The organism is Polynucleobacter sp. MWH-UH19D, assembly GCF_040409795.1.
Lineage (GTDB): Bacteria > Pseudomonadota > Gammaproteobacteria > Burkholderiales > Burkholderiaceae > Polynucleobacter.
The window spans coordinates 467,272-491,876 of record NZ_CP099571.1; the positions used below are offsets into that span (position 1 = coordinate 467,272).

A 24,605-nucleotide genomic window follows, 5' to 3' on the forward strand; every position below is an offset into this window, starting at 1 on the left:
TCCGAGTTGTTTGCTTTTGCTTTACGTTTATATTTGTTTATTCTTTATCAACTAGTGAGCGTGCTTTTTCCACATCTTGGCGATAAGCCTCAAAAATATTCTTGAGAGCATCAGCCATGGTCGTGGTTGGTTTCCAACCCAGTTCGCTCATGGTGTTGGCAATTGCAGGCACCCGATTCTGAACGTCTTGATAGCCTTCACCATAGTAGGCGCCTGAAGTGGTCTCAACAATCTTCACATCGTTTGCTGTTTTAGCGTACTCAGGAATGCTACGCGCAATATCCAGCATTTGATTTGCGAGTTCACGAACGGAGTGATTATTTTTTGGGTTGCCAATGTTATAGATTTTGCCGTTGGCTACACCATCTTTATTGTCGATAATGCGCATTAAGGCATCAATGCCATCATCAACATAAGTGAAGGCCCGTTTTTGAGCCCCACCATCTACTAAGTTAATCGGTTCGCCGCGAACAATGTGACCTAAGAATTGTGTGACTACGCGTGATGAACCTTCTTTGGGTGTGTAGATGCTGTCTAGGCCAGGACCAATCCAATTAAAAGGGCGGAACAAGGTAAAGCGAAGACCTTCCATGCCGTAACCCCAAATTACGCGATCCATTAATTGCTTAGAGCAAGCGTAGATCCAGCGTGGTTTACTGATAGGGCCATACACCATGCTTGAAGATGATGGGTCAAATTCACTGTCTTCACACATGCCATAAACCTCTGAGGTTGATGGAAATACCAAATGCTTTTTGTATTTAACAGCCGAGCGAACGATGGGAAGATTTGCTTCAAAATCAAGCTCAAATACTTTGAGCGGTTGCTGTACGTAAGTGGCGGGTGTTGCAATTGCAACGAGAGGCAAAATAACATCGCATTTACGAATGTGATACTCAACCCATTCTTTATTGATGGTGATATCGCCTTCGAAGAAGTGCATCCGGGGGTGATTGATTAAATCTCCTAAGCGATCATTCTGCATATCCATGCCATAGACATCCCAGTCGGTTGTCTCGAGAATGCGCTTTGAAAGGTGATGACCAATAAAGCCATTAACACCAAGAATGAGTACTTTTTTCATCTTTACTGCCTCGTATTAATCAAATGTGCTGCTTCTGAATTGTTTCTAAATCTATTCTTATTTGTCTGCGGGGAGCCATTCTAAGATCTCTAGGGCTTGTTGGTCGCCACAAATGCCGAATACCCGATTATCAACCACTTGGATACCTAAAGCCCCTAGATTGAGCTTGTCTGGAAAAGGACCCTTTAGGCTGGTGCGGGCAACAATCATCATTTTGCTGTCATGTTCTATAAAAGCGCCTGGATAAGGGGGTGCAACTGCCCTGACAAGGTCGTGAACCTGCTTGGCAGTTTGATCCCAGTGAATCTGGCCATCAGCGGGCTTTCTGCCGCCAAAATAGCTCCCTTTTTGCAAATCATTGGGTTTACGGGGGACATTCCCATGTAAAAGGGCGGGGAGTACTTCATGAATGACCTTGACTGCTGCGTCGCTAACTTTGGCAAATACCTCAGTGGCAGTTTCATCAGGGCCAATGCTCACTGCCAACTGATCAACAATATCACCCGCATCCGGTTTTTCTTCCATGATGTGCAGGGTGGCGCCCGTTTCAGTTTCCCCATGGAGAATCGCCCAGTTGACGGGAGCACGTCCACGATATTTGGGGAGTAATGATCCATGCATATTGAGCGCTGCGATTTTGGCGCATGCCAGAATCTGCGCAGGAATCATGTAGCGATAGTAAAACGAGAAAATGTAATCAGGGGCAAGCGCTTGGAGTTGTGGAACAAGCCCAATCAATTCATTTGCACTTGGCGTGATGAAGGGAATACTGTTTTCTTTGCAGAGCTTGGCTACGCTACCAAACCAAACATTTTCATTGGGATCATCTTGATGAGTGACGACAAGGTCAATCTCAATGCCGGCTTTGAGCAGTTCTTTTAGGCAGTTAACGCCAACATTGTGATAAGCAAAGACAACTGCGCGCAATTACTTTTTCTCTAATACCGTTTGCACAACATAACGGGGGCGATTACGGATCTGTTGGTAAATGCGGCCGATGTATTCACCTAGTAAGCCAAGACCAAAGAGCATCACACCAATCAGGAAGAAGGTGAGCGCAAACAAGGTAAAGACACCCTCTACCTCAGCGCCTAGTACAAAGCGACGAACTAAGAGGTAAGCAAATAGGCTGCCGGCAGCAAGGGAGAGAAGCATGCCAAGGATCGAGAAAATCTGCAAAGGCATGATAGAGAACCCAGTCACTAAATCAAAGTTCAGACGAATGAGTTGGTACAGGCTGTATTTGGATTCACCTGCAAAACGCTCTTCATGTTTAACGGTGATTTCAACAGGATTAGCTGCAAAGGTGTACGCGAGTGCAGGAATAAAGGTATTGTTTTCATCGCATTGACGCACTAGATCAACAATACGCCTGCTATAGCCGCGCAACATACAACCTTGATCAGTCATGGTGATACGAGTAATGTTTTCACGCAAACGATTCATGGCGCGTGAAGCAAATTTTCTAAAGAAGCTATCGCGACGATCGGCGCGAATAGTGCCAACATAGTCGTGTCCAGCAATCAGCTGCTCAACCAGAGCATCAATTTCTTCAGGGGGATTTTGTAGATCCGCATCTAAGGTAATGATGTATTCACCTTTTGCGTATTCAAAGCCAGCCATGATGGCCATATGTTGGCCAAAATTACTGTGGAATAAAACTGCTCTTGTGACATCAGGGCGAAGATCAACCTGTTTAGCCAATATGCCAGCAGATCGATCCTTGCTGCCATCGTTTACAAACACAATCTCATAAGAGATGTTGCGCTTGGCGGATACCGCATCTAATGCAGGGTAGAGTCGATCAAATAATGCCTGGAGGCCATCTTCCTCGTTGTATACAGGAATAACAACACTTAGCTTTGGGTTGGCAACTAATTTAGCAGTCATGCCGCAATTTTGCCTGATTCTGGGGATTTGACCCAATAAAGCTATTTTTTGCAGTGTTTCTGCAGGATTCCAATGAGTGCGCTTGCAATGCGAGCAATATCTGGGTCTTTCATACCTGGAAATAATGGCAGCGTCAGAATAGATTTACCAATACGTTCTGCAACGGGTGTGGAACTGGTTTGGTAGCCTAAATTTTTATATAAAGTAAAACCGGTGATGGCAGGGTAGTGAACTCCAGTTCCAATACCGAGTTCTTTGAGTTCCGTCATGATTTGTGCGCGATCGCAATCGAGTTGTTCAAGTGGAAGCACAACTTGAAACATGTGCCAATTGCTACCAGTAAAGTTTTCTACTGGTAGCTCTAATCGTAAATCAAGGCCAGTAGAAGTCAGTTCATTGCGGATCGCATCAAAGTACTGACGAGCTAATGCAGTGCGTCTGGTTTGGTACGTAGGTAATTGTTTGAGTTGTTGCAAGCCGATAACGGCATTCACGTCTGTTAGATTGTCTTTGCCACCCAAGACATCTACATCCATGCCATCCATGCCTTGGCGGGTCAGTCCTTGTAGACGAAATTTCTCGGCAAGCTTTGCTTCATCAGCATTGTTTAAAACCAGGCAGCCGCCTTCAATAGTGGTGAGATTTTTATTGGCCTGAAAACTAAAGCTCACCAGATCGCCAAAGCTCCCAATCTTCTTGCCTTGCCATTGAGAGCCAAAGGCTTGCGCAGCATCTTCGATAACGCGCAATTGATGTTGTTTAGCTAGTGAGTAGAGCTTATCCATATCAACAGGTAGTCCTGCAAGATAGACTGGCATGATGGCTTTTGTTTTGGATGTAATAGCACTGGCTACTTTATTGAGATCGATATTGCGTGTGACGGGATCGATATCCACAAAAACGGGTTTTGCACCGACGCTTAAGATGACATTGGAAGTGGCAACCCAAGAAATGGGAGTGGTAATGACTTCATCGCCTTCGCCTATGCCAGCCACTTGAAGCGCAATCTTCATTGTCGCAGTGCCATTGGCAAAGCAGCGCACAGGACGCCCGCCAAAGTATTGGCTAAGAGCAGATTCAAACTCAGCGAGCTTGGGTCCTGAAGTAACCCAGCCAGAACGCAAAACTTCAGCGACCGCATCAATCGTTTCTTGATTAAAGTTTGGTCGTGTAAATGGGATAAATTCGAAGTTAGCGCTTGACATGATGCTCTATCTTACTGTGTTGCATTTGAGTTGTCGGGGTGCCTCACAATCACTCGTCGTGAATCACGCCCCACCTCTTGCATAGGCAAGTTTTTCGCTTGGAGTTCAATAAATACTTCGGGCACCATCATGGCGTAGGCACTCTGATCTTCTTGCCAGCGAGTAATGAAAGCTTCCATGGTTGGGATCCAAAGATCAGGTTCTTGATTGACGCCAAACTCAAGCTCGTCTGGTGATTGCACCATGATCATGGTTCTGCCCAAATAGAATGGCACTGTGTGATCAAGTAAACGAACAGAGTAAAAGTTCACTTTTTCTGGAATAGAAGACTTCACTTGATTAACTAAATCAATTCCAGAAACTGCACGGCCTAATGTTTCATGGCCAGTGCCAGCAATGATGGCGCACAAGAAAAAGCCCCACGCAAAACTCACAATGCTTTGAATGCCATTGCGTTTAGATTGAAAGCTTGCATAAAGGCTGAATGCAATCAAGACAATGAGTGCGGCAATAATCCAATGCACATACTGGGCATAGGCCTCAACTTCATCTGGTCTAGCTTGCTTACCAATATTAGATAAAAACAGAAAGCCGATGCCAGCCAATACGGCAAATCCAATAGTTTGAAAGCGCCAGGTAAAAGATAAAGAGTTGTTCTGATCCAGTAAGTGGTCGAGGCGGTTACCGATTAATAATGCAAGCGCAGGAAAGACGGGGATGATATAGCCAGGTAGCTTGGATTGGGAAACACTAAAAAACGCGAAGATCACAAGAAACCAGCAGCTCAATAACCATCCGCAAGAGAATGTTTTCGAACGCTCTTGCCATGCTTGCACAATAGAACCTGGAAGTTGCGCTACCCAAGGCAGAAGCCCAATTAGTAGCAGTGGCACAAAGTAATAGATGGGACCTGTTCTGCTATGGGCATCTTGGGTGAAACGTTGCAGGTGTTCATGAATAAAGAAAAATTCTAAGAACTCTGGATTGCGTTGTGCTACCAACACAAACCAAGGTGCAGTGATGGCTAAAAATAAAATCGTTCCAGTAAATAAATGCAAGCGCATCCAAATTTTCCAATCCCTTGCGCTAATGGAGTAGATTACAAAAACCATGGCGGGTATGGCGGCACCAATTACGCCTTTAGATAGCGTTGCCAGTGCCATGAAAATCCAGCATGCCCACATCCAATGGCGACGACTCGATTGAGTGTGTGCAGTTTGCGCAATCAAAAGACTACATAGCGAGGCAACTAAAAAAGCAGACAAGCCCATATCTAAAGAATTGAAGTGTCCACTAATGACCCACATGGGACTCGAGGCTAAAACAACTGCCGCCAGCCATCCCGCTCTGGCGTTATAAATCTTTGCGCCAGTAAATCCAATTGCCAAAATAGTTAAGAAGCCTGTGAGGGCAGTCCAGAGTCTGGCTTGCCAATCACCAATCCCAAATAACTGAAATGTGGCAGCAGTTGCCCATATTTGGAGTGGTGGTTTTTCAAAATACTTGTAGCCGTTATAGCGAGGAGTAACCCAATCGCCTGTGACGAGCATTTCTCGAGCCATCTCGGCATATCGTCCCTCGTCCGAAGGAATCAAATGGCGGTAGTTAAGGGTTCCAAACCAAAGCGCTGCATAGATTAGCAATAGCAGCAAAATCTTGCCGGGGTGTAAGGCTGATGACTGCCGAATTTGGCTAAATTGCATTAGCTAGGCTCCACAATCAAGGCCAAAAGGACTTTTCGGCCTTCACCAACCAGGATGTTGTAGGTACGGCAGGCTGCTTGTGAGTCCATGATTTCAAAGCCAATTTTGGCCAAAATCAGGTTTTTTAAGAGCTCAGGCCGTGGAAATTGCTGGCGACTACCAGTGCCAATCAGAATCAATTCTGGCTTTAGATTAGCTATTTGGCTGAAATGGTTGACCTCAAGGTCGCCAAAAGATTTCACAGGCCACTCCAGGGTTTCGCCATCCGAGCTCAAAAGGACGCTGTGCTTGTATGGAGTTTGGTTGATCTCCACGTAGCCATCGCCATAGCCAGTGATCGTATTGGCTCCAGAATGGGGGTCAGATTGAAGCTTCAAGTGCACTCTCTGTCATAATTAGGAGGATTATAGCTAGCTGTTTTTTCCGAGATTTCAAGAACTTACCCTGTAATTTATTGTGAAACCCATCCTAAAGTCCCAAAAACTCGATAACGTCTGTTATGACATTCGTGGGCCTGTGCTCGAGCTTGCTCAGCGCATGGAGGAAGAGGGTCACAAAATCATCAAATTAAACATTGGAAACGTAGGGGTTTTCGGTTTTGATCCTCCTGAAGAGATTCAGTTGGACATGATCCGCAATTTGAGTAATGCCTCCGCATATTCCGATTCCAAGGGTATTTTTGCTGCACGTAAAGCCATCATGCAGTATTGCCAAGAAAAAGGTATTCAAGGTGTAGCGCTCGATGATGTCTACACCGGCAATGGCGTTTCTGAACTCATCGTGTTGTCGATGAATGCACTCTTAAATGATGGTGATGAAGTATTGGTGCCAACACCAGACTATCCTTTGTGGACTGCCGCTGTCAGTTTATCGAGTGGCACCCCTGTGCACTATCTTTGTGATGAGTCAAAAGACTGGGCGCCAGATTTAAATGATTTGCGTAAAAAAATTACACCTAAGACCAAAGCGATTGTGGTGATCAACCCAAACAATCCAACGGGTGCAATTTATTCAAAGGAAGTATTGCTTGAGCTCACGCAGATTGCTCGTGAGCATGGTTTGATTTTGTTTGCTGATGAGATTTACGACAAGATGTTGTATGACGGCGAGAAACATATTTCTTTAGCCTCCTTATCTACCGACGTAGTCATCATCACCTTTAATGGCCTTTCCAAAAATTACCGCTCATGCGGTTATCGTGCTGGTTGGATGGTGGTCTCGGGCGATAAAGAGATGGTGCGAGATTACATTGAAGGTCTCAATATGTTGGCGTCAATGCGGCTCTGTGCAAACGTTCCTGGTCAGTACGCTATTCAAACTGCGTTAGGTGGGTATCAGAGTATTAATGATCTGGTTAGCGAGGGCGGCCGTTTAGCTAAGCAGCGCGATCTTGCTTGGAAGCTTATTACCGATATTCCTGGCGTGTCTTGCATAAAACCAAAATCTGCCTTGTATTTATTTCCAAAGCTCGATCCTGAGATTTACCCAATTGAAGATGATCAGCAGTTTGTTGCTGATCTTTTAAAAGAAGAAAAAGTATTGTTAGTGCAAGGTTCTGGATTTAACTGGGGTAAGCCTGATCATTTCCGCGTAGTGTTCTTGCCTCATGAAGATGTATTAAAAGAGGCGATTGGACGTCTTGCGCGTTTTCTCGAGCGTTATCGCAATAAACATGGCCGTAAGGCTTCTACAACTGCAGCAAAGGCATCATGAAACCGATTCAAGTAGGTCTGTTAGGTATTGGCACCGTTGGTGGTGGCGTGTTCACTGTTCTCGAACGTAACCAAGATGAAATTACTCGCCGCGCAGGTCGTGGCATTCGTATTAATACCATTGCCGATCTCAATGTAGATCGCGCCAAAGAAATCGTTAAGGATCGTGCGCAGGTAGTAAATGACGCTCGTGCGGTGATTAAGAACCCTGAGATTGATATCGTTGTCGAGTTAATTGGCGGTTATGGCATTGCTAAAGACTTGGTTTTGGAGGCAATTGCTGCTGGTAAGCATGTGGTTACTGCAAATAAGGCCTTGATTGCTGTTCATGGCAACGAGATCTTCAAAGCTGCGCATGAAAAAGGCGTAATGGTTGCTTTCGAGGCTGCTGTTGCTGGCGGCATTCCGATCATCAAGGCTTTGCGTGAGGGCTTAACAGCCAATCGCATTGAGTGGATTGCCGGCATTATTAATGGCACCACGAATTTCATTCTTTCTGAAATGCGTGATAAAGGCTTGGACTTTGAAACCGTATTGAAAGAAGCCCAACGCTTGGGTTATGCAGAGGCTGATCCAACTTTTGATATTGAAGGCGTTGATGCCGCGCATAAAGCAACCATCATGAGTGCAATTGCATTCGGTATCCCGATGCAGTTTGAAAAGGCGCATGTTGAAGGCATCACAAAATTAGCGGCAATTGATATTCGTTATGCAGAGCAATTGGGTTATCGCATCAAGTTGCTTGGTATCGCTAAAAAAACAACTTGTGGTGTTGAGTTACGTGTGCATCCAACATTGATCCCTGCAAAACGTTTAATCGCTAACGTAGAGGGCGCAATGAACGCGGTTCAAGTATTTGGCGATGCAGTGGGTACTACTCTTTACTACGGTAAAGGCGCTGGATCTGAGCCAACTGCCTCTGCAGTGATTGCAGACTTGGTGGATATCACTCGTTTGCTTAGCGCAGATGCTGAGCATCGCGTGCCATATTTGGCTTTCCAACCAGATGCTGTGCAAAATACACCCGTCTTGCCGATTGGCGAGATTACAACAAGCTACTACTTACGTATGCGCGTAGCTGACCAGGCAGGTGTGCTTGCCGACATCACCAGAATTTTGGCATCACATGGTGTATCTATCGATGCGCTCTTGCAGAAAGAGGCAGATGAGGGTGAAAGTCAAACTGATTTAGTGGCATTGACTCACGAGACTAAAGAGAAAAATATGCTCGCCGCAATTAAAGAGATTCAAGAGCTCAAAACAGTTGCTGGTGAAGTAGTGAAGATCCGTTTAGAAAATCTGTCTTAAGCAATTAAACATCAACATGCGTTACCAGTCCACTCGTGGCAATAGTCCACAACAATCTTTTTTAGAAATTCTGCTGGGTGGATTGGCGCCAGATGGCGGTTTATATCTCCCAACTCAGTATCCGCAAATTACGCCTGCTCAATTAGATGCTTGGCGTGGATTGTCATACGCTGACCTCGCTTATGAAATCCTGAGTCTATATTGCGATGACATACCTGAGGCGGACTTGCGTGCTTTGTTGCGCAAGACCTATACAGAGCAAGTCTATTGCAATGGTCGCCCACAAGATTATGCGAAAGACATCACACCATTGCATTGGTTAGGCGAAGAGTATGGCACTCGCATCGGCTTATTAAGTTTGTCTAATGGCCCAACATTAGCTTTTAAAGATATGGCGATGCAGTTATTAGGCAACTTATTTGAGTACGCCCTTAAACGTGCTGGCCAACAGCTGAATATTTTGGGTGCTACCTCGGGTGATACCGGTAGCGCCGCAGAATACGCTATGCGCGGCAAAGAAGGCGTCAAAGTATTTATGCTCTCTCCGCGCGGCAAGATGAGTGCATTTCAGTCGGCGCAAATGTATTCCTTGCAAGACCCAAATATCTTTAACTTAGCAGTAGCCGGGGTCTTTGATGATTGTCAGGATATTGTTAAGGCGGTCAGTAACGATCACGCCTTTAAAGCAAAGAATCAAATTGGCACAGTGAACTCGATTAACTGGGGGCGTGTAGTGGCACAGGTGGTCTACTACTTCCAAGGCTACTTGCTAGCAACTAAATCCAGCTCTGAAAAAGTATCGTTTACCGTTCCATCGGGCAACTTTGGTAATGTCTGCGCCGGTCATATCGCACGCATGATGGGCCTACCAATTGAGCATTTAGTTGTAGCCACCAATGAGAATGATGTTTTAGATGAGTTCTTCCGCACTGGCGTTTATCGTGCTCGTAAATCTGCAGAGACTTTGCATACATCCAGTCCGTCTATGGATATTTCAAAGGCTAGTAATTTTGAGCGCTTTGTTTTTGACTTTATGGGTAAAGACGGAAAAGCAACCGCAAGCATGTTTAAGCAAGTGGATGAGTCCGGTGGCTTTGATATCTCTAAAGAGGTAGTCTTCAAAGAGTTGGGTCAATATGGATTCCAGTCTGGTCGTAGTACCCATGCTAATCGCCTAGAAACTATTCGGGATATTGAGAATAAATACGGCATCATGATTGACACGCATACGGCTGATGGCGTTAAGGTAGCGCGCGAACATTTACAGGCTGGTGTGCCAATGATTGTTCTGGAGACAGCTTTACCAATTAAGTTTGAAGAAACCATTCAAGAGGCTTTGGGTCGTCCAGCAGAGTGTCCTCCTGCATTCCGGGATATCAAATCAAAGCCTCAGCGCGTAGTCAATATTGACGCCGATGTAAATCAAGTGAAAGATTTTATTGCTACACATCTCAATTAAACATCTAGAGATAAGCCAGTAATAAGCATTGTTATGAATAAGCCACCGATGTTGACCGCACAGCAGGCTTTAGAGCATTTGCTCTCACATGCAAAGCCTGTTCATGAAAATGAAAATGCCCCAGTGCAAGCCGCCTTGGGTCGTGTGCTCGCTGAAAATGTGCAGTCTCTAGTAGACGTTCCGCCTTTAGATAACACTTCAATGGATGGATACGCGGTTCGCGCCACCGATACCGCTACACCTGGTCAGGTGTTGCGAGTTGCGCAGCGTATTCCAGCAGGTTCAGTTGGCACGCAATTAGAGCCAGGCACTGCAGCGCGTATCTTTACTGGAGCGCCTGTTCCTCCTGGTGCAGATGCTGTCGTAATGCAAGAGGACTGCGCCATATTAGAGGGGTCTGCAGACCAGGTGCAAGTGAATATAACTCCAACGCTTGGGCAGTGGATTCGTCGTCGTGGCGAGGATCTGTCTGCTGGAAAAACAGCGCTGGCCGCAGGTATTTTCTTGAGGCCGCAAGAATTGGGAGTGGCTGCTTCAGCTGGCTTGACCCATTTGAATGTAAAGCGGCGCGTAAAAGTTGCTGCATTCTTTACTGGTGATGAATTAGCGCTTCCCGGAGAGTCGTTAAAACCAGGCGGTATTTATAACTCCAATCGAGACACCTTGTTGGCTTGCCTGCGTGCTTTAGGTTGCGATGCAAGTGATTTAGGTATTGTCCCTGACCGTCTTGATGCAACTCGTGAGGCATTGCGACGTGCGAGTAAAGATCATGACCTCATCATTACTTCTGGTGGAGTGTCTGTAGGTGAGGAAGATCACATTAAGCCTGCGGTGACTGCTGAAGGTAGATTGGATCTTTGGCAGATTGCAATTAAACCTGGCAAGCCTTTGGCATTTGGAGCTGTTCACAAAGCAGACCAAGCCAATGGCGCAAATACTGATGAAGCATGGTTTATAGGTTTGCCTGGCAATCCTGTATCCAGTTTTGTGACTTTCTTATTGTTTGTAAGGCCCTTTATTCTCAAATTACAAGGGCGTAAGTCAATTGCTACCCCATCCTACTTTGTGCGCGCCGACTTTGATTGGTTAAAAGCAGATCGCCGTAATGAATTCTTGCGCGTCAAAATGAACGAGCAGGGCGGCCTTGATTTATTCCCCAATCAAAGCTCTGGGGTGCTTACTAGTGCATCTTGGGGCGATGGATTAGTTGATTGTCCTCCTGGGCAAGCAATACACAAAGGTGATTTGGTGAAGTACATTCCCTTTGATGCACTTCTCAAATAATCAGTTTACGATTAGTCCATGAAACTTGAATTACGCTTTTTTGCTTCTTTGCGTGAAGCCTTGGGCTTATCGCAGGAGACTGTTGAGGTACCAGAGGTAGTTAAAACGGTATCTCAGCTTCGTGCACATTTAATTACACGTGGTGGAGTTTGGGCCGAAGCCTTGGCAGAAGGAAGGCCATTGCGCTGCGCTTTGAACCAAACTATGGTCGATACCAATACTGCCCTAATAGATGGTGCTGAGATAGCATTTTTCCCGCCAGTAACCGGAGGTTGATGTGACTCAGCCATTGATCCGAGTTCAAGAAAACGACTTTGATGTCAGCACAGAGATTGCGGCACTTCGAAAAGGTGATCCTAGAGTTGGAGCAGTCGTTACTTTTCTGGGTACCGTTCGTGATTTAAATGATGGCAGTCAAGTTAAGGAAATGACCTTGGAGCACTATCCGAGCATGACTGAAAAAGCCTTAGAGGAAATTGTTGCTCAGGCTAAATCGCGTTGGGATATTTATCAGGCTCTAGTCATCCATCGTGTAGGTCCATTATTGCCGGAAGATCAAATTGTGTTAGTTGCAGTCACTAGCGCGCACAGGGGTGAAGCATTTGCTGCTTGTGAATTCATCATGGATTACCTTAAGACTGCAGCCCCGTTTTGGAAGAAAGAAGAAACGCCCGATGGTGGTCGTTGGGTGGACGCTAGAGTCACAGATGAAGCTGCCATGGCGCGTTGGAAAAAATAATTTATTACCTTTGTAAAGACAAATTTATTTTTAGGAATTGCAAATGAAAAAAATCCTTGTACTCACATACCTATTTGGCGCAATGGCATTCAATAGCTTTGCTAGTACAGAGCGACCCACAGCAACTGTAGAGACCGGTTCTTTACAAGGCACTACTGAATACAACATGAATGTCTTCAAAAACATTCCTTATGCAGCGCCACCAGTAGGCGATCTACGTTGGAGACCTCCTCAGCCAGCAGCCTCATGGAATGGCACACGTGATGCCGGTCAGTTTGGCGAGTCTTGCCCGCAGCCATATGTAAAGAATTTAAGTACAGGCCTTGCTTTGCCTGGCAATGAAGATTGTTTAAAGCTAAACGTATTTACGCCTCAAAAACCTGGTAAGGATTTGCCGGTGATGGTATGGATTCATGGCGGTGGCTTATTGGTTGATGGCGCAAGGGATGCACAATTTACGCCCATTAACTTAGTCAAAAACGGTGTCATCGTCGTCACTTTTGATTACCGCTTAGGTTCATTAGGATTCTTTGCTAGCAAAGAGCTGATTGCTGAAGCCAAAGCAAAGGGTGAGCCAGTAGGCAACTACGGCACTATGGATCAAATTGCAGTGCTGAAGTGGGTAAAGCGCAATATCGCTGCCTTTGGTGGCAACCCAAACAATGTAACTATTTTTGGCGAATCTGCTGGTGGCAGAAGTGTTACTTGGTTAATGGTTTCTGATGCAGCTAGAGGCTTGTTTCATCGAGCGATTGCTGAGAGTGCGCAGCAAAGCCCTATTCGGGGCATGACTGAAAAGCGTTTAGGCATGGCGCCTGAAACTGAGATTTCTGCAAACCTGATGAAGGGAGTAGGCGCAAAATCTTTAAAAGAGCTTAGAAGTCTTCCAACTCAGAAGTTGGTGTTAACTGCAGCTGACTTTGAAAAAGGGGAATTTGGTGGACCATTTATTGATGGTCAGATTCTCAAAGGTGATCCAATTCCTCTGTTTGCGGCAGGCCAACAGGCGATAGTGCCTTTCATGATTGGCACCAATTCTTGGGATTCAAGCTTTTTAGTTCCAGGTCAACCTTCTATGGCGGGTCTTGCCAAGATGCTGCGTGAAGATCCTAAGATTCTGACTCAGCTATATGGCAATGTTCAAGATAAGTGCATCGCTTCTTCTGATGCAATGGGCGATATGTTCTATCGTGGTAGCACCAAGTTGTTAGCCGATAGCATGAATGGCATTGCTCCTGGGTACGCCTATTACTTTGATTACCTAACCAAGAACATTCGTGCTGCTTATCCAGGCGTCCCACATACTTTTGAAATTAGTTATGTGTTTGGCAGCTATCCATTAATGTCTCAGGCTCCAAAGATTGCAGAGTCTTCTGCCAATCGTTGCGCACGTATTGAGCAGGCTACTATGGAGTTGAAGAAAAAAGGCATTTGGTCTAAATACTGGTATCCCATTACCGATAAAAATGATCCACAAGACATTGCCATGTCTGAAAAGATGTCTGCTATCTGGGCGCAATTTGCTAAAACAGGCAATCCAAATTTGGAGGGTCAAGCAAATTGGCCTATCTACAATTTGAAAACAGATGTGATGCGCAGTTTTTCAGAAAACAGCGAGACAATTACTGGCTTACTGAAAGAGCGGGTTGATTATCAGATGCTGCATTTAAGAGAGATTTATTCGCTTGAACGATTAAAGAGTGCGTTTTAATTAAACCCCTCAAAGTCTCTAGCTTCGCAAACTAAGCCACCGCTCCAGGTGGCTTTTTTACGCTTGTTAGGAGTGCGTTACTGCTGCAATTCCAGTGGCGAGATCTGGATATAAGCAATCCAATTCTAGGGTTTGCAAATAGCCACTACGTTGGGCCATTTCATGGGGTTGATGATCGAGACCGCAGATAATCAGTTTGATGTTCCGAATTTTGCATAAATGCGCTAGTTCAGAGATTGCCTCCATTCCGGAGGTATCAATATAAATAACATTCTTAAGATCGAGAAGCAGTATTTGTGATGGAAGCTTTTGCTCAATTTTCTCAAGTAGTTTTACTGCACCAAAAAAGATCGCGCCATAAATACGATAAGCATCAATTCTTCCTTGATAGTTTTCTAATGCAGGGTATTGTTGAGTGTCAGCCTGTTCGCATCTAGAGAGGCTAGATATTCGGTAGATGAAGGTAATAAAAGCAAAGAGTAGGCCTACCTGAACTGCGATGGTGAGATCAAGAATGACGGTTAAGGTAAATACACTCAGAATAGTGAGTTGATAAGGCAGGCGGAACTGTTTAAGGTCAACAAATTTTCGCCACTCGCCCATATTCCACGCAACAAACATCAGAATGGCAGCCAAGCTTGCTAAGGGGATGTCTTTTGCCAATGGAGCTGCAAACAGGATAATAATTAATAAGGTGCAGGCATGAACAATTCCGGCGATGGGCGTTGTTCCACCACTTTCAATATTGGTGACTGTTCTGGCGATTGTGCCGGTGGCTGGCATACCGCCAAAAAATGGGCTGACCAAATTCGCTACGCCTTGTGCCATCAGTTCTTGGTTGGAATCATGGCGATCATGAATTAAGCTGTCTGCAACACGCGCACAAAGTAAGGACTCAATTGCGCCAAGTAGTGCCAGAGTCAAGGCGGGTGTGACCATATATTGTGCCGTGCCCCAGCTAATTGAAATCCACTCGAAGTGTGGAAGGCTTGACGGAATCCCACCAAAACGACTACCAATTGTATCGACTGGCAAATTAAATAAGCCAGTGATGAGTGTAGCGATTACCATGGCCACAACCGTTCCCGGAATATGTCCCAGCCAACCTAATTTTTTCTGTATGAGTTTCCAGGCCACAATGATCATGAGGCTGAAGCAGGCAATACCTAGTGCAACAATATTCACAGTATCAGCAGCTGCATAAAGGGTTTGCAACATTGGAAAAAATTGCGCTGGCATTTTCTCAACCGTCAGGCCAAAAAAATCCTTAATTTGAGAAAGGCCAATTAAGCACGCTATACCATTGGTAAAGCCAATAATGACGGCAATTGGAATAAAGCGCACCAAGGTGCCTAATCTCATTAGACCCATCAAGAATAAAAATACTCCAGACATTGCGGTGGCAAGCAATAAGTTTGGAATGCCATAACGCTCGACAATGCCGTACACAATAACAATGAATGCTCCAGCTGGCCCACCAATCTGCACTCGACTGCCGCCCAAGAGGGAGATCAGTCCACCGGCAACAATAGCAGTGAAGATGCCAGCTTCTGGTTTGAGTCCGCTGGCAATTGCAAAAGCCATCGCCAAGGGGAGGGCGACGATGCCAACAGTGATCCCGGATAAAACATCTTTGGCTAAAAGACTGCGGTTATATCCTTTAAAGGCGTCCAGAATTTTTGGATGGAAAATGAGCATGGCTTTAAGAGAATCGATTGCTTAACCAATATGTGATGCCAGAACAAAGGGCGGTCGCAAAAGACCCCCAAGCGATATCAATGAATGCCAGCTTAGTTGGGAAATTTCGAATGACAGCAAGATTGGTGAGGTCGTAGGTCATGTAGCAAAACAAGCCGAATAAGGCACCATATATCAGGGTATCGGAACATGATTGCTTTGATAGGGCAGGGGCAATTACAAAAATACAGACCCCAAGAGCATAAATTAAATAGAAAGCTAGGGCTGCTATGAGTTTGGGTTCGCTAGCCATCAAGTCACCCATCTCATCGCGATATAGGTTTTTTGCTATCCCTAGAAGCCAGATTAAATCTACTGTTACCAGGGTCACTAGAAACGATACATAGATGCCAAAATATTTGAGCAATTAATTTACCCTTTGATCTTTTATAGGCCAATAATAAGCATTATGATGGAAAGAGTAGATTAGTAGCTAATTTAAAGGAGATGGGTATGTTTAAGCATTTATTGGTACCGGTTGACGGTTCAGATATCAGTAAAAAGTCACTCAAAAAGGTGGCAGAACTTGCTAAAGCAGACGGCGCAGCCGTAACTTTAGTTTACGTTTCTGATCCCCTTCCGCCCTTGGTCTACTCTGACAGCACAATGGGATATGGAATTTCTGCTAATGAGCACAAAAAAGTTTGCGAAGCATATGCAAAAGACGTGTTCAAAAAAGCGGCAACTACCCTAGGTGCTAGCGTTAAAGCAAAGACTTTGCATATTTCAAATTCCAATCTATCTGAAGGCATCTTGGATGGCGCTAAGAAAGCGAAAGCTGATGTGATTGTGATGGCTTCACATAAGCGCACTGGTATTAAAGGAATTTTATTGGGCAGTGAGACACATGAAGTGATCGTGCACTCTAAGTTGCCAGTATTGGTTTTGGGTTAAGTCAACGCCATATCCTGAGGCGGTAAATATAAAGGGGTTCATTTGAACCCCTTTATTTATTCAGCAGCATCAATATGTTCTATTTAGCGCGTGATTGGACTGCCTAAAAGCAAAATCTCTCTTGTGAGTTGGCCGCTCTCATTGTCTCGCATAGACCATAAATCCAGTTGCGTTTTAGACCCATAAGGATCAATGTAGATGCCATCTTTTCTGAGCTCAAAGTGGAGGTGTGGTCCTGTTGATCTACCGGTTGAGCCAACATACCCAATTTCAAAACCTCTCCTGACCTCGTTACCTAATTCAAGCTCATTGTTGTAGTTGCTCAAATGCGCGTAATAAGTGTGATAACCACCTGGGTGCTCTAAAACAATGAGGTTGCCAAAAGCGCCGCTAAAGCCAAGGTGCACAACTTTGCCATTAGCAACACTAAATACTGGCGTTCCTACTGGGGCTGCATAGTCGATGCCCATGTGCGCGCGGTAACGTTGTTTTGTTGGGGCTGGTTTAGTTACAGCGGTATTGATTTTGGGGCGCTTTACACCGCCAGCACGCACCATACCAACGCCTCGCGAGATACGCCTATAGCTAAGTGGATTTGTCCAGAATGAGCGCTCTAGCGCTTCACCGCTTCCCGTAAAAAATGCCCCAGGAATATCATTGCGATTCACCCAAAATGCACTTGAAAAAATTTCATTATTACTTGGGTCAATAATTTCCACGGCCCAGATCTGCGCCCATCTCTCACGATCACCAAAATCAATAATTAGCCGCACTAAGCTATTAGTATTTTCAAGGGAATTATTGTCTTCAGGGTAAATTTGTTTAATGATGGAGTTCAATTCCCATACCAGCTCAACTGGTAATTTATCGCCCAATTTTCGTTGATCATAAAGAACTTCTTTCAATGGCACTTGAATCTCGGAAAGATTCTTAGATTCATTCTTCAGTAAATCTTGTTGTAGCAAAAATCCACCAAAAGCAGATGGGGTAAAAGTCCAAACTTCTGTCTTGCTATCCTGAATAGGGCCATTCATGATGCTTAGAGAGTCAAAGCGATTACGAGTAGTGAAGGCTACGGCGTACGGTATGCAATTTCCACGCATACGCTCAAAAAATGGTTTTGTTTGACTTTTGAAAAACTCAGAAAATTGGCGGTTATCAATGCCAATCGATGCGGGTAGATTGTCTTCATTGAAATTACGCCGTAGGCAACCTTGAACCACACGGTAGTCTAGATTGGCATCGCTATCAAGAATGAGTTCATTGGGGTCTTTTCGTTGAAAAAGACCTGGGTTAAGGCTCATGCTAGAACTCTTGGAACTCGCCCCAGCAGATTTATCTTTGAAGCCAATTTGCTTCGTGCTTTGAACGCTTAACTTTTTGCGTGCTTGGTTTGCTTGAGTCTGTGCCAAAGGGCTAGAGCCTACATATAGACCGATCAGCATGCAGACAAAGGGGTACTGCAATCTCTTCGCAAGCCAAGATGGGGATAACACTTTTTTGTTCACACCATGATTATCTAATAATGTTGCAAGTTGTCCCGGAAATGATGTTGTGGTGCAATAAATTCGCCTAACTTGCCGTAAACCGAGTATTTCAATACTGGCTACAATGTTTTTTTCATAAAGGAGTTTAGATGCCAATCATCGAATCCATTCAGGTTGCATCAGTAGCGGTGCCGCTAGATAAAGTGACCTCATTTTCAACTCGGACCGTATCTGAGCGTCACTATTGCCTTGTTAAAGTGCGTGACAAAGATGGCAATCAAGGCATTGGATTTTGTTATGTTGGTAGTGCGGGCGGTGATATTGCCAAGATCGCAGTTGAGCAACTACTAGCCCCAAAGTTAATTGGTCAAAATAGCCATCGCAGTGAAGGTTTGTGGATGGATATGTATAACGAATCCATTTTGCAGGGCCGTACTGGTGCAGTGATGCGCGGCATTTCTATTTTGGATACCGCTTTATGGGATTTAAATGCCCGTTCAGTTGGTTTACCTCTGCACCAATATTTGGGATCTGTAGTGGATGATCGCGTTCCTGCATATGCTAGTGGTGGCTACTACTTGGATGGAAAAACTCCTGCAAAGCTTGGAAAAGAAATGGAGTCCTATGTCAAACAGGGCTTCAAAGCCGTAAAGATGAAAGTGGGAAGACTTTCTCCGGTTGAAGAAGAGGCTAGGGTAAGAGCTGCTCGTAAGGCAATTGGCGAAGACATTTTGCTGACACTAGATGCCAATAATGCTTGGCGAGATCTGCCAACGGCGCTGGAGTATGTCAGACGGTTTGAGGCCTATAACCCTTATTGGATTGAGGAGCCTTTTTCTCCAGATGCTATTGATTTGCATGCTGCCTTAGCTCGTCAAACCACCATTAATGTGGCAACAGGAGAGATGGAGGCAGGGCGTTGGCGTTTTCGGGAGCTAATAGATGCAGGTGGCGCTGCCATTTTGCAATCTGATGCTGCCGTGTGTGGAGGTATTACAGAATGGCGCCGCATCTCTGCTTACGCTGACGCCAAGGGGGTCACGGTTTGTCCGCATTGGATGCATGATTTGCATGCCCCGTTGGTAGCGGCAACTCCAAATGCTCGGTTTGTTGAGTTTTTCTTAGATGATCAGGTATTGAATTTCCGTCGCTTAATTAATAAGCAGCTAACTTTTAAGAATGGGGATTTGATTTTGCATAAAACCCCTGGGTTAGGGTTTGAGTTTGATGAAGTGGCGATTAAGAGGTATGCCGGTAAAGATGCTTGGAAGAAGATTTCCAAATAGCTCTTTAACGCTTGGACTAAAGTAATCAAATCAACCAATAGACAAAGCCCGCAATTTTCACAATTACGGGCTTTCGTTTAACTGAAAAGTAAATTTATGCAGCTTTAGGGCGTAATTTGAAATGGCGAATGATTTGAGTGATCAGCACTAAACCAAAACCGACGAAGCCAAACAAATCTGCCTCAGTAGATGGGTAGGCGAGCGCTACACCTGATGCAACCATGATGATGCGCTCAAACACTTTGGTTTTTTCAATAAACCATCCTTGAAGTCCCCCAGCAAGGCAGATGATGCCCACTACTGCGGTAAATGAGACCCATCCAATTTGTGACCAATCGGCTTTTTCTAGCGCATCAGTAGAGCCCATGAGGAGCAAACTTACTCCAGACTTATCGAGAACAAACATAAATGGAACCAAGATTGCTGGAGCAACATATTTCCATGTCTGTAAGGTAGTTTTATAAGGATTACCTTTACAGATTGCCGCTGCCGCAAAGGGTGATAGAGCGGTTGGAGGAGAAACTTCAGATAGTACTGCGTAATAAAAGATAAACATATGCGCTGCAAATGCTGGAACACCCAAGTTAATGAGGGCGGGTGCCGCAATCACTGCGCAGATGATGTAGGAAGCGGTTACAGGAACAGCAAGACCTACCACCCAAACAACCAGTGCTGTGAAGATAGTGGTTAGCAGTAATGAGCCGCCTGCGTATTGAATCACTATAGAGCTAAATTTCAGACCAAGGCCCGTCAAAGTAACGGTACCAACAATTAGCCCTGCTCCTGCGCAAGTTGCTGCAATGGCTAGAACACCTGTCGAGCCCGATGCTAGTGCCTTAGTCAGGTTGGAATTGTAGAGCCCAGACAGAATAGGTTCTTTGCCTTTAAACCATGCCCATGGAATGATGGCAGTATCTTCTCGCAACATGCTCGATAGTGCCGAGACAACGGTTGCCCAAAATACGGCCATGACTGGTGAGAAGCCGAGCAACATAAACACCACGATAGAAATCAGCGAGAAGAAATGAAACCAATATTTCTTAGTGAGTTGCCATGCGGTTTGCACGGACTCGAAATGAATGCTCTTCATTCCATATTTGCGCACATCAATCTCTACCATGACAAATAAGCCTAGATAGAACAAGATGGTGGGAATAGTAGCCATCAAAAGAACATCTAGGTAGGAGATTTTGAGGAAGTCCGCAATTAAGAATGCAGCAGCGCCTAATACTGGCGGCGAGATAATTGCGCCTAGTCCGCCAGCAGCTAATAGTCCACCCGCTGCATTTTTTTCGTAACCCACTTTTTCTAGCATGGGTGCAGCAACAGAGCCTACAGTAACAGTTGTGGCAACACCTGATCCGGATGGGCCGCCTAGCAAAAATGAAGACATCACAATTGTTCTGCCAACTCCCGAGGACTTGCCGCCCATCGCCGCAAAAGAGAAGTCGATAAAAAACTTTCCAGCGCCAGTAAATTGCAGGAACGCTCCGAAAATAGTAAAGAGAATAATCAGCGTTGCGGAAACATCTACTGCAGTTCCATAGATGCCCTCTAGCGTCATGTACATGTAACCGACTAGACGATCAAGGTCATAGCCTTTATGGGTCCATGGAGCTGGTAAGTGATTACCAAAGAGTGCATACAGCAAAAATAAGACCGTAACGGTTACTAGGATCATGCCGTTTGCGCGTCGCACGCTTTCCAGGATAAGCAGGATTAAAGCAATTCCGACAAGGACATCTGTTGGGTTAGGTGCGGTATTGCGATCCATAAAATCATCGCCACCACTAAGTATGTAATACGAAATCGCGATAGACCCGAGTGCAAAGACAATATCCCAAGGCATTAGGCGATTCTTAAAGCGAGCTGCAATAGGGAAACTTAAAAAGACAAGAAATAAAACTAATGCAACGTGGATGACCCGCAATTGTTGAGTGGGTACGATTGAGTATGCAGCATATAAGTGAAACAGAGACATGCCAACTGCCACCAAGGTGATGAACTTAGCTAATAAACCTTTGTAGTCATTAGAGTCACCTTCCTCTTGCTTGATAAACGCGTCTAGTTTTTCTTGTGTCTCGTTATCGATGACGTTTTGATTCATGTCTCAACCTATTATTTATATTAATTGCGTCTTGATGTGCTGCATTAAATCAAAAGGGGCGAGATTAACTCACCCCTTCTTCAACTCTTTTTAGTTAACTTTGATGTTCTTTTCTTTGTAGTACTTTAGTGCGCCTGGATGGAATTCAACAGGCGATGCTTTGGCTTTTTGATTCTCTAAGAGCACATTCATGTATTCCTGGTGAGTACGAACGAGATCGATTTTGTTATCAAAAATGGCTTTAGTAATCTTGTAAGCCTGGTCATCTGGCATATTGGCATTGACTACTAAGATGTTGGCAACCGCCGCTACCTTATTATCTTTCGCCATGCCGCTATAAGTCGCTTTTGGAATGAGGGCATCAAAGTACAAATTGCCATATTTCTTGTTCATGGCGCCAACTTCAGCATTGGTATCAACCATCACAATCTTGGTTCCAGGAGTGTTAGCCAGGTCGGTCACTGCTGCGGTTGGAAGTCCGCCAACCCAGAAGAACGCGTCAATTTTGCGATCTTTCACAGCATTAACTGACTCAGCTACGCTTAAGCGCTCGCGTTTGACATCTTTGTCTTTATCTAAGCCAGCAGCTTCAAGCAAGCGAAACGCCATCACTTCGGTTGCGCTACCAGGGGCACCAGTGCTGACGCGTTTACCTTTGAGGTCTTTCATGGTCTTAATGCCTGTTGAGTCAACGGTCACTACGTGCATGAGGTTCGGATATAAAACCACTAAAGTTTTCAGGTCTACCTTCTTGCCGCTGAATTTGCCTTCGCCGGTTTGGGCATCTTTAGCAGCGTCTGCCATGGAAAAGCCAACATAAGGCTTGCCGCTACCAATCAGATTAAGGTTGTCGACAGATCCGCCAGTAACTTCAGCTGTTGCGGACATGCCAGGAACCTTACTTGATAGTACCGAGGCTAAGCCGCCACCCATAGGGTAGTAAACCCCACCAGTACCACCAGTTGCGATAGAGATATTTTGGGCTTGAGCGCTCATGCATAAAAAGCTGAATGAGAGTGCAATGACTTTTAATAATTTCATATTGTTGTCTCCTAAAAGTGTAATGAACTACATTAAAGACCAGGCATGCTGAAATTAATTTGCTTTAACTCGCTGATCAACTGTGTTTGTTGCTCAGTGGTGAGTTGCATAAGAGGTGGGCGAACGCGCAACCACTCAGAGTCATTGCTGAAATGCGCTACAGCAGTTTTCATGCCGGCAATCATTTGGTATTTAGCAAAGACACTACGCACTTTATCTAAGCCCGCTTGACGCTCATCCGCATTAGATTCGCGCCAATGTGCTGCAAGGTCGGCAATAGCATGTGGGTTTACGTTAGCAGTTGCAGAGATGCAGCCAACGCCACCCGCACGTAAAGTGCGCATGAGGAAAACTTCGCTACCTGCATAAACGCGGAATCCAGAAGGAGCTAATAACTTGATCACAGATTCGGTATACGCCCAATCTCCAGAGCTATCCTTCATGCCTACTACAGTTTTTGGGTACTCTTTTGTTAAGCGCTCTAGCAAGGACAGGCTGAGATTGATCTTAGTGACCGGTGGAATGTTGTAGATATAAATCTGTAAGGCGGCATTGCCGACCTTCTGAATCACTTCAGAGAAATAGGCAAAAAGACCATCGTCGGTTACATCTTTGTAATAGAAAGGTGGCAACATCAATACGCCTGCGCATTTCAGATTGACTGCATGACGTGTCATATTGACTGTGGCATCAATAGAGGTTGCACCAGTACCCGGCATCATGTGTGCAGGATTTAATCCACCTTCCACGAGCGCCGTGAGCGTGCTCATTTTTTGTGGCGCTGACATGGAGTTTGCTTCAGAGTTTGTGCCAAAGATCGCTTGGCCAACACCATTTGATTCAAGCCATTTGCATTGCTTTAATAATTTTTGGGCATCAGGGTTGCCATCGGCCTTAAATGGCGTGAGTACTGGTGAGAGTACCGCTGGCAATGTAGAAGGATGCAAGGTAAGTGGCATGCTGACTCCGATTTAATAATGAACTTCTGACAGAAGTGGTTGTTGTGTAAAGAAAGCCTCTAAATTATCTACTGCTAATTTTGTCATAGCTACCCGTGTTTCCGAGGTGGCACTACCGATATGGGGTGTTAACAAGACATTATCAAGTTTTAAAAACGCTGGGTTTGGATTTGGCTCATTATTAAAGACATCCAATGCAGCGCCAGCTATCCTTTTATGTTGCAGTGCATATAAAAGCTCTGATTCATTAATGACGCTTCCTCGCGCAATATTGATCAAATACGCATTGGGTCCAAGCGACTCTAGAACTGTTGCATTGACTAGATTGTCAGTATCGGAAGTTGCAGGGCAGGCTAAGAAAAGCACATCGCAAGCGCTAGCTAAGTCGATGATATTTGGGTAATAGGTATAAGGAACTGGTTTTGGATTGGGGCCAGAATAGGCAATCTCAACCTTAAATGGCTCCAGGCGTTTTGCGAGATCCTGGCCAATGCGACCCATGCCCACAATCCCTACCTTTTTTCCAGCCAAAGTAGTTGTTAATTGAAATAGCCCTTTGGCCCAAGCTCCACTTTTGACATGCTCTTGAGACTCTGGAATACGACGCATGAGACTTAGCATCATGCCGATAGCAAGCTCGCAGACAGCGTCGTTCAGAACCCCAGGGGTGTTGGTGGCTTTGATTCCTTTTGACTTCAAGTAGTACAAAGGGAGATTGTCATAACCCACGCCACATGTAGAGACTAGGCGAACGCTTGGGATTTGTTTAACCAAGGCTTCAGGCAGTTTGGTATTGGATCGAACCAGAATGGCTTCAAAATTACCGGGTGGAGGTGGTGCAGAGGGATCCGCATGTCGGGTAGGGGTAAACCGACGATCAATTTCCGCTTGCATAATCTCAGGGAAAAAGCCGACCTGTAACACCGAATTGACGGGAATCATGGTTGTCTCAAATTTTTATTGGAATAATGACCTCATTGTATGAGGAATTTTAAAAAG

22 protein-coding genes are annotated in these 24,605 nt (G+C 45.1%); 9 read left to right on the top strand and 13 right to left on the bottom strand.

Features of this window, described 5'->3' with window-relative positions:
- Positions 1 to 37: 37 nt before the first annotated feature.
- Genes NHB34_RS02340 through NHB34_RS02365 form a run of 6 tightly spaced genes read right to left on the bottom strand, consistent with a single transcriptional unit; the run spans position 38 to position 6,259 of the window.
- Positions 38 to 1,084 (bottom strand): bifunctional UDP-4-keto-pentose/UDP-xylose synthase, encoded by a 1,047-nt coding sequence (locus NHB34_RS02340; protein ID WP_353427984.1) that lies wholly within the window; start codon positions 1,082 to 1,084, stop codon positions 38 to 40.
- A gap of 57 nt (positions 1,085 to 1,141) precedes the next feature.
- Positions 1,142 to 2,011, bottom strand: coding sequence for a formyltransferase (locus tag NHB34_RS02345; RefSeq protein WP_353427985.1), 870 nt, complete (start codon positions 2,009 to 2,011; stop codon positions 1,142 to 1,144).
- Positions 2,012 to 2,974, bottom strand: coding sequence for a glycosyltransferase (locus NHB34_RS02350; RefSeq protein WP_353427986.1), 963 nt, complete (start codon positions 2,972 to 2,974; stop codon positions 2,012 to 2,014).
- 41 nt (positions 2,975 to 3,015) lie between these two features.
- Positions 3,016 to 4,179 (bottom strand): DegT/DnrJ/EryC1/StrS aminotransferase family protein, encoded by a 1,164-nt coding sequence (locus NHB34_RS02355; protein ID WP_353427987.1) that lies wholly within the window; start codon positions 4,177 to 4,179, stop codon positions 3,016 to 3,018.
- Between the two features lie 11 nt (positions 4,180 to 4,190).
- Positions 4,191 to 5,882 carry a glycosyltransferase family 39 protein gene (locus tag NHB34_RS02360; protein WP_353427988.1) on the bottom strand — a complete coding sequence of 564 codons (1,692 nt, stop codon included), beginning with the start codon at positions 5,880 to 5,882 and terminating at the stop codon, positions 4,191 to 4,193.
- Positions 5,882 to 6,259, bottom strand: a complete 378-nt coding sequence (locus NHB34_RS02365; RefSeq protein WP_353427989.1) for an Mth938-like domain-containing protein — start codon at positions 6,257 to 6,259, stop codon at positions 5,882 to 5,884. The genes NHB34_RS02360 and NHB34_RS02365 overlap by 1 nt, the downstream gene beginning before the upstream one ends.
- Positions 6,260 to 6,338: 79 nt before the next feature.
- Here NHB34_RS02365 and NHB34_RS02370 point away from each other — a divergent pair, with 79 nt between their 5' ends.
- Genes NHB34_RS02370 through NHB34_RS02400 form a run of 7 tightly spaced genes read left to right on the top strand, consistent with a single transcriptional unit; the run spans position 6,339 to position 14,095 of the window.
- Complete coding sequence (locus NHB34_RS02370) at positions 6,339 to 7,595, top strand: pyridoxal phosphate-dependent aminotransferase (protein WP_353427990.1); 1,257 nt, start codon at positions 6,339 to 6,341, stop codon at positions 7,593 to 7,595.
- Complete coding sequence (locus NHB34_RS02375) at positions 7,592 to 8,902, top strand: homoserine dehydrogenase (RefSeq protein ID WP_353427992.1); 1,311 nt, start codon at positions 7,592 to 7,594, stop codon at positions 8,900 to 8,902. The genes NHB34_RS02370 and NHB34_RS02375 overlap by 4 nt, the downstream gene beginning before the upstream one ends.
- Positions 8,903 to 8,918: 16 nt before the next feature.
- The gene (gene thrC / locus NHB34_RS02380; RefSeq protein ID WP_353427993.1) at positions 8,919 to 10,361 is read left to right on the top strand and encodes a threonine synthase; all 1,443 of its coding nucleotides are present in this window, start codon (positions 8,919 to 8,921) and stop codon (positions 10,359 to 10,361) included.
- Positions 10,362 to 10,409: 48 nt separating this feature from the next.
- On the top strand, positions 10,410 to 11,645 hold the full coding sequence (glp, locus tag NHB34_RS02385) for a gephyrin-like molybdotransferase Glp (RefSeq protein ID WP_353428524.1): 1,236 nt from the start codon (positions 10,410 to 10,412) through the stop codon (positions 11,643 to 11,645).
- Between the two features lie 18 nt (positions 11,646 to 11,663).
- Positions 11,664 to 11,921 carry a molybdopterin converting factor subunit 1 gene (moaD, locus tag NHB34_RS02390; protein WP_353427994.1) on the top strand — a complete coding sequence of 86 codons (258 nt, stop codon included), beginning with the start codon at positions 11,664 to 11,666 and terminating at the stop codon, positions 11,919 to 11,921.
- Position 11,922: 1 nt separating this feature from the next.
- Complete coding sequence (gene moaE / locus NHB34_RS02395; RefSeq protein WP_353427995.1) at positions 11,923 to 12,384, top strand: molybdopterin synthase catalytic subunit MoaE; 462 nt, start codon at positions 11,923 to 11,925, stop codon at positions 12,382 to 12,384.
- Between the two features lie 43 nt (positions 12,385 to 12,427).
- Positions 12,428 to 14,095, top strand: a complete 1,668-nt coding sequence (locus NHB34_RS02400; RefSeq protein ID WP_353427996.1) for a carboxylesterase family protein — start codon at positions 12,428 to 12,430, stop codon at positions 14,093 to 14,095.
- Between the two features lie 66 nt (positions 14,096 to 14,161).
- Here NHB34_RS02400 and NHB34_RS02405 read toward each other — a convergent pair whose 3' ends face one another.
- Entirely contained in the window at positions 14,162 to 15,793 is a 1,632-nt protein-coding gene (locus tag NHB34_RS02405; RefSeq protein ID WP_353427997.1) for a SulP family inorganic anion transporter, read from the bottom strand.
- 4 nt (positions 15,794 to 15,797) lie between these two features.
- Entirely contained in the window at positions 15,798 to 16,199 is a 402-nt protein-coding gene (locus NHB34_RS02410; RefSeq protein ID WP_353427998.1) for a DUF2177 family protein, read from the bottom strand.
- A gap of 86 nt (positions 16,200 to 16,285) precedes the next feature.
- Here NHB34_RS02410 and NHB34_RS02415 point away from each other — a divergent pair, with 86 nt between their 5' ends.
- The gene (locus NHB34_RS02415; RefSeq protein ID WP_353427999.1) at positions 16,286 to 16,726 is read left to right on the top strand and encodes a universal stress protein; all 441 of its coding nucleotides are present in this window, start codon (positions 16,286 to 16,288) and stop codon (positions 16,724 to 16,726) included.
- An 83-nt stretch (positions 16,727 to 16,809) separates the two neighbouring features.
- Here the strand turns inward: NHB34_RS02415 and NHB34_RS02420 are convergent, their stop codons facing one another.
- Entirely contained in the window at positions 16,810 to 18,234 is a 1,425-nt protein-coding gene (locus NHB34_RS02420) for a M23 family metallopeptidase (protein ID WP_353428000.1), read from the bottom strand.
- Between the two features lie 128 nt (positions 18,235 to 18,362).
- Between NHB34_RS02420 and NHB34_RS02425 the strand changes: the two genes are divergently transcribed.
- Positions 18,363 to 19,499 carry a mandelate racemase/muconate lactonizing enzyme family protein gene (locus NHB34_RS02425; protein WP_353428001.1) on the top strand — a complete coding sequence of 379 codons (1,137 nt, stop codon included), beginning with the start codon at positions 18,363 to 18,365 and terminating at the stop codon, positions 19,497 to 19,499.
- 94 nt (positions 19,500 to 19,593) lie between these two features.
- On the opposite strand, the gene NHB34_RS02430 is transcribed toward NHB34_RS02425, so the two are convergent.
- The 4 genes from NHB34_RS02430 to NHB34_RS02445 all read right to left on the bottom strand — a co-directional run bounded on the left by NHB34_RS02430 (position 19,594) and on the right by NHB34_RS02445 (position 24,548).
- Positions 19,594 to 21,606, bottom strand: coding sequence for a TRAP transporter fused permease subunit (locus tag NHB34_RS02430; protein ID WP_353428002.1), 2,013 nt, complete (start codon positions 21,604 to 21,606; stop codon positions 19,594 to 19,596).
- Between the two features lie 90 nt (positions 21,607 to 21,696).
- Positions 21,697 to 22,647: a TAXI family TRAP transporter solute-binding subunit gene (locus NHB34_RS02435; RefSeq protein WP_353428003.1), complete on the bottom strand. Its 951-nt coding sequence runs from the start codon at positions 22,645 to 22,647 to the stop codon at positions 21,697 to 21,699.
- A gap of 32 nt (positions 22,648 to 22,679) precedes the next feature.
- Entirely contained in the window at positions 22,680 to 23,606 is a 927-nt protein-coding gene (locus tag NHB34_RS02440; protein WP_353428004.1) for a dihydrodipicolinate synthase family protein, read from the bottom strand.
- A 12-nt stretch (positions 23,607 to 23,618) separates the two neighbouring features.
- Positions 23,619 to 24,548, bottom strand: a complete 930-nt coding sequence (locus NHB34_RS02445; protein ID WP_353428005.1) for a 2-hydroxyacid dehydrogenase — start codon at positions 24,546 to 24,548, stop codon at positions 23,619 to 23,621.
- Positions 24,549 to 24,605: the final 57 nt, after the last annotated feature.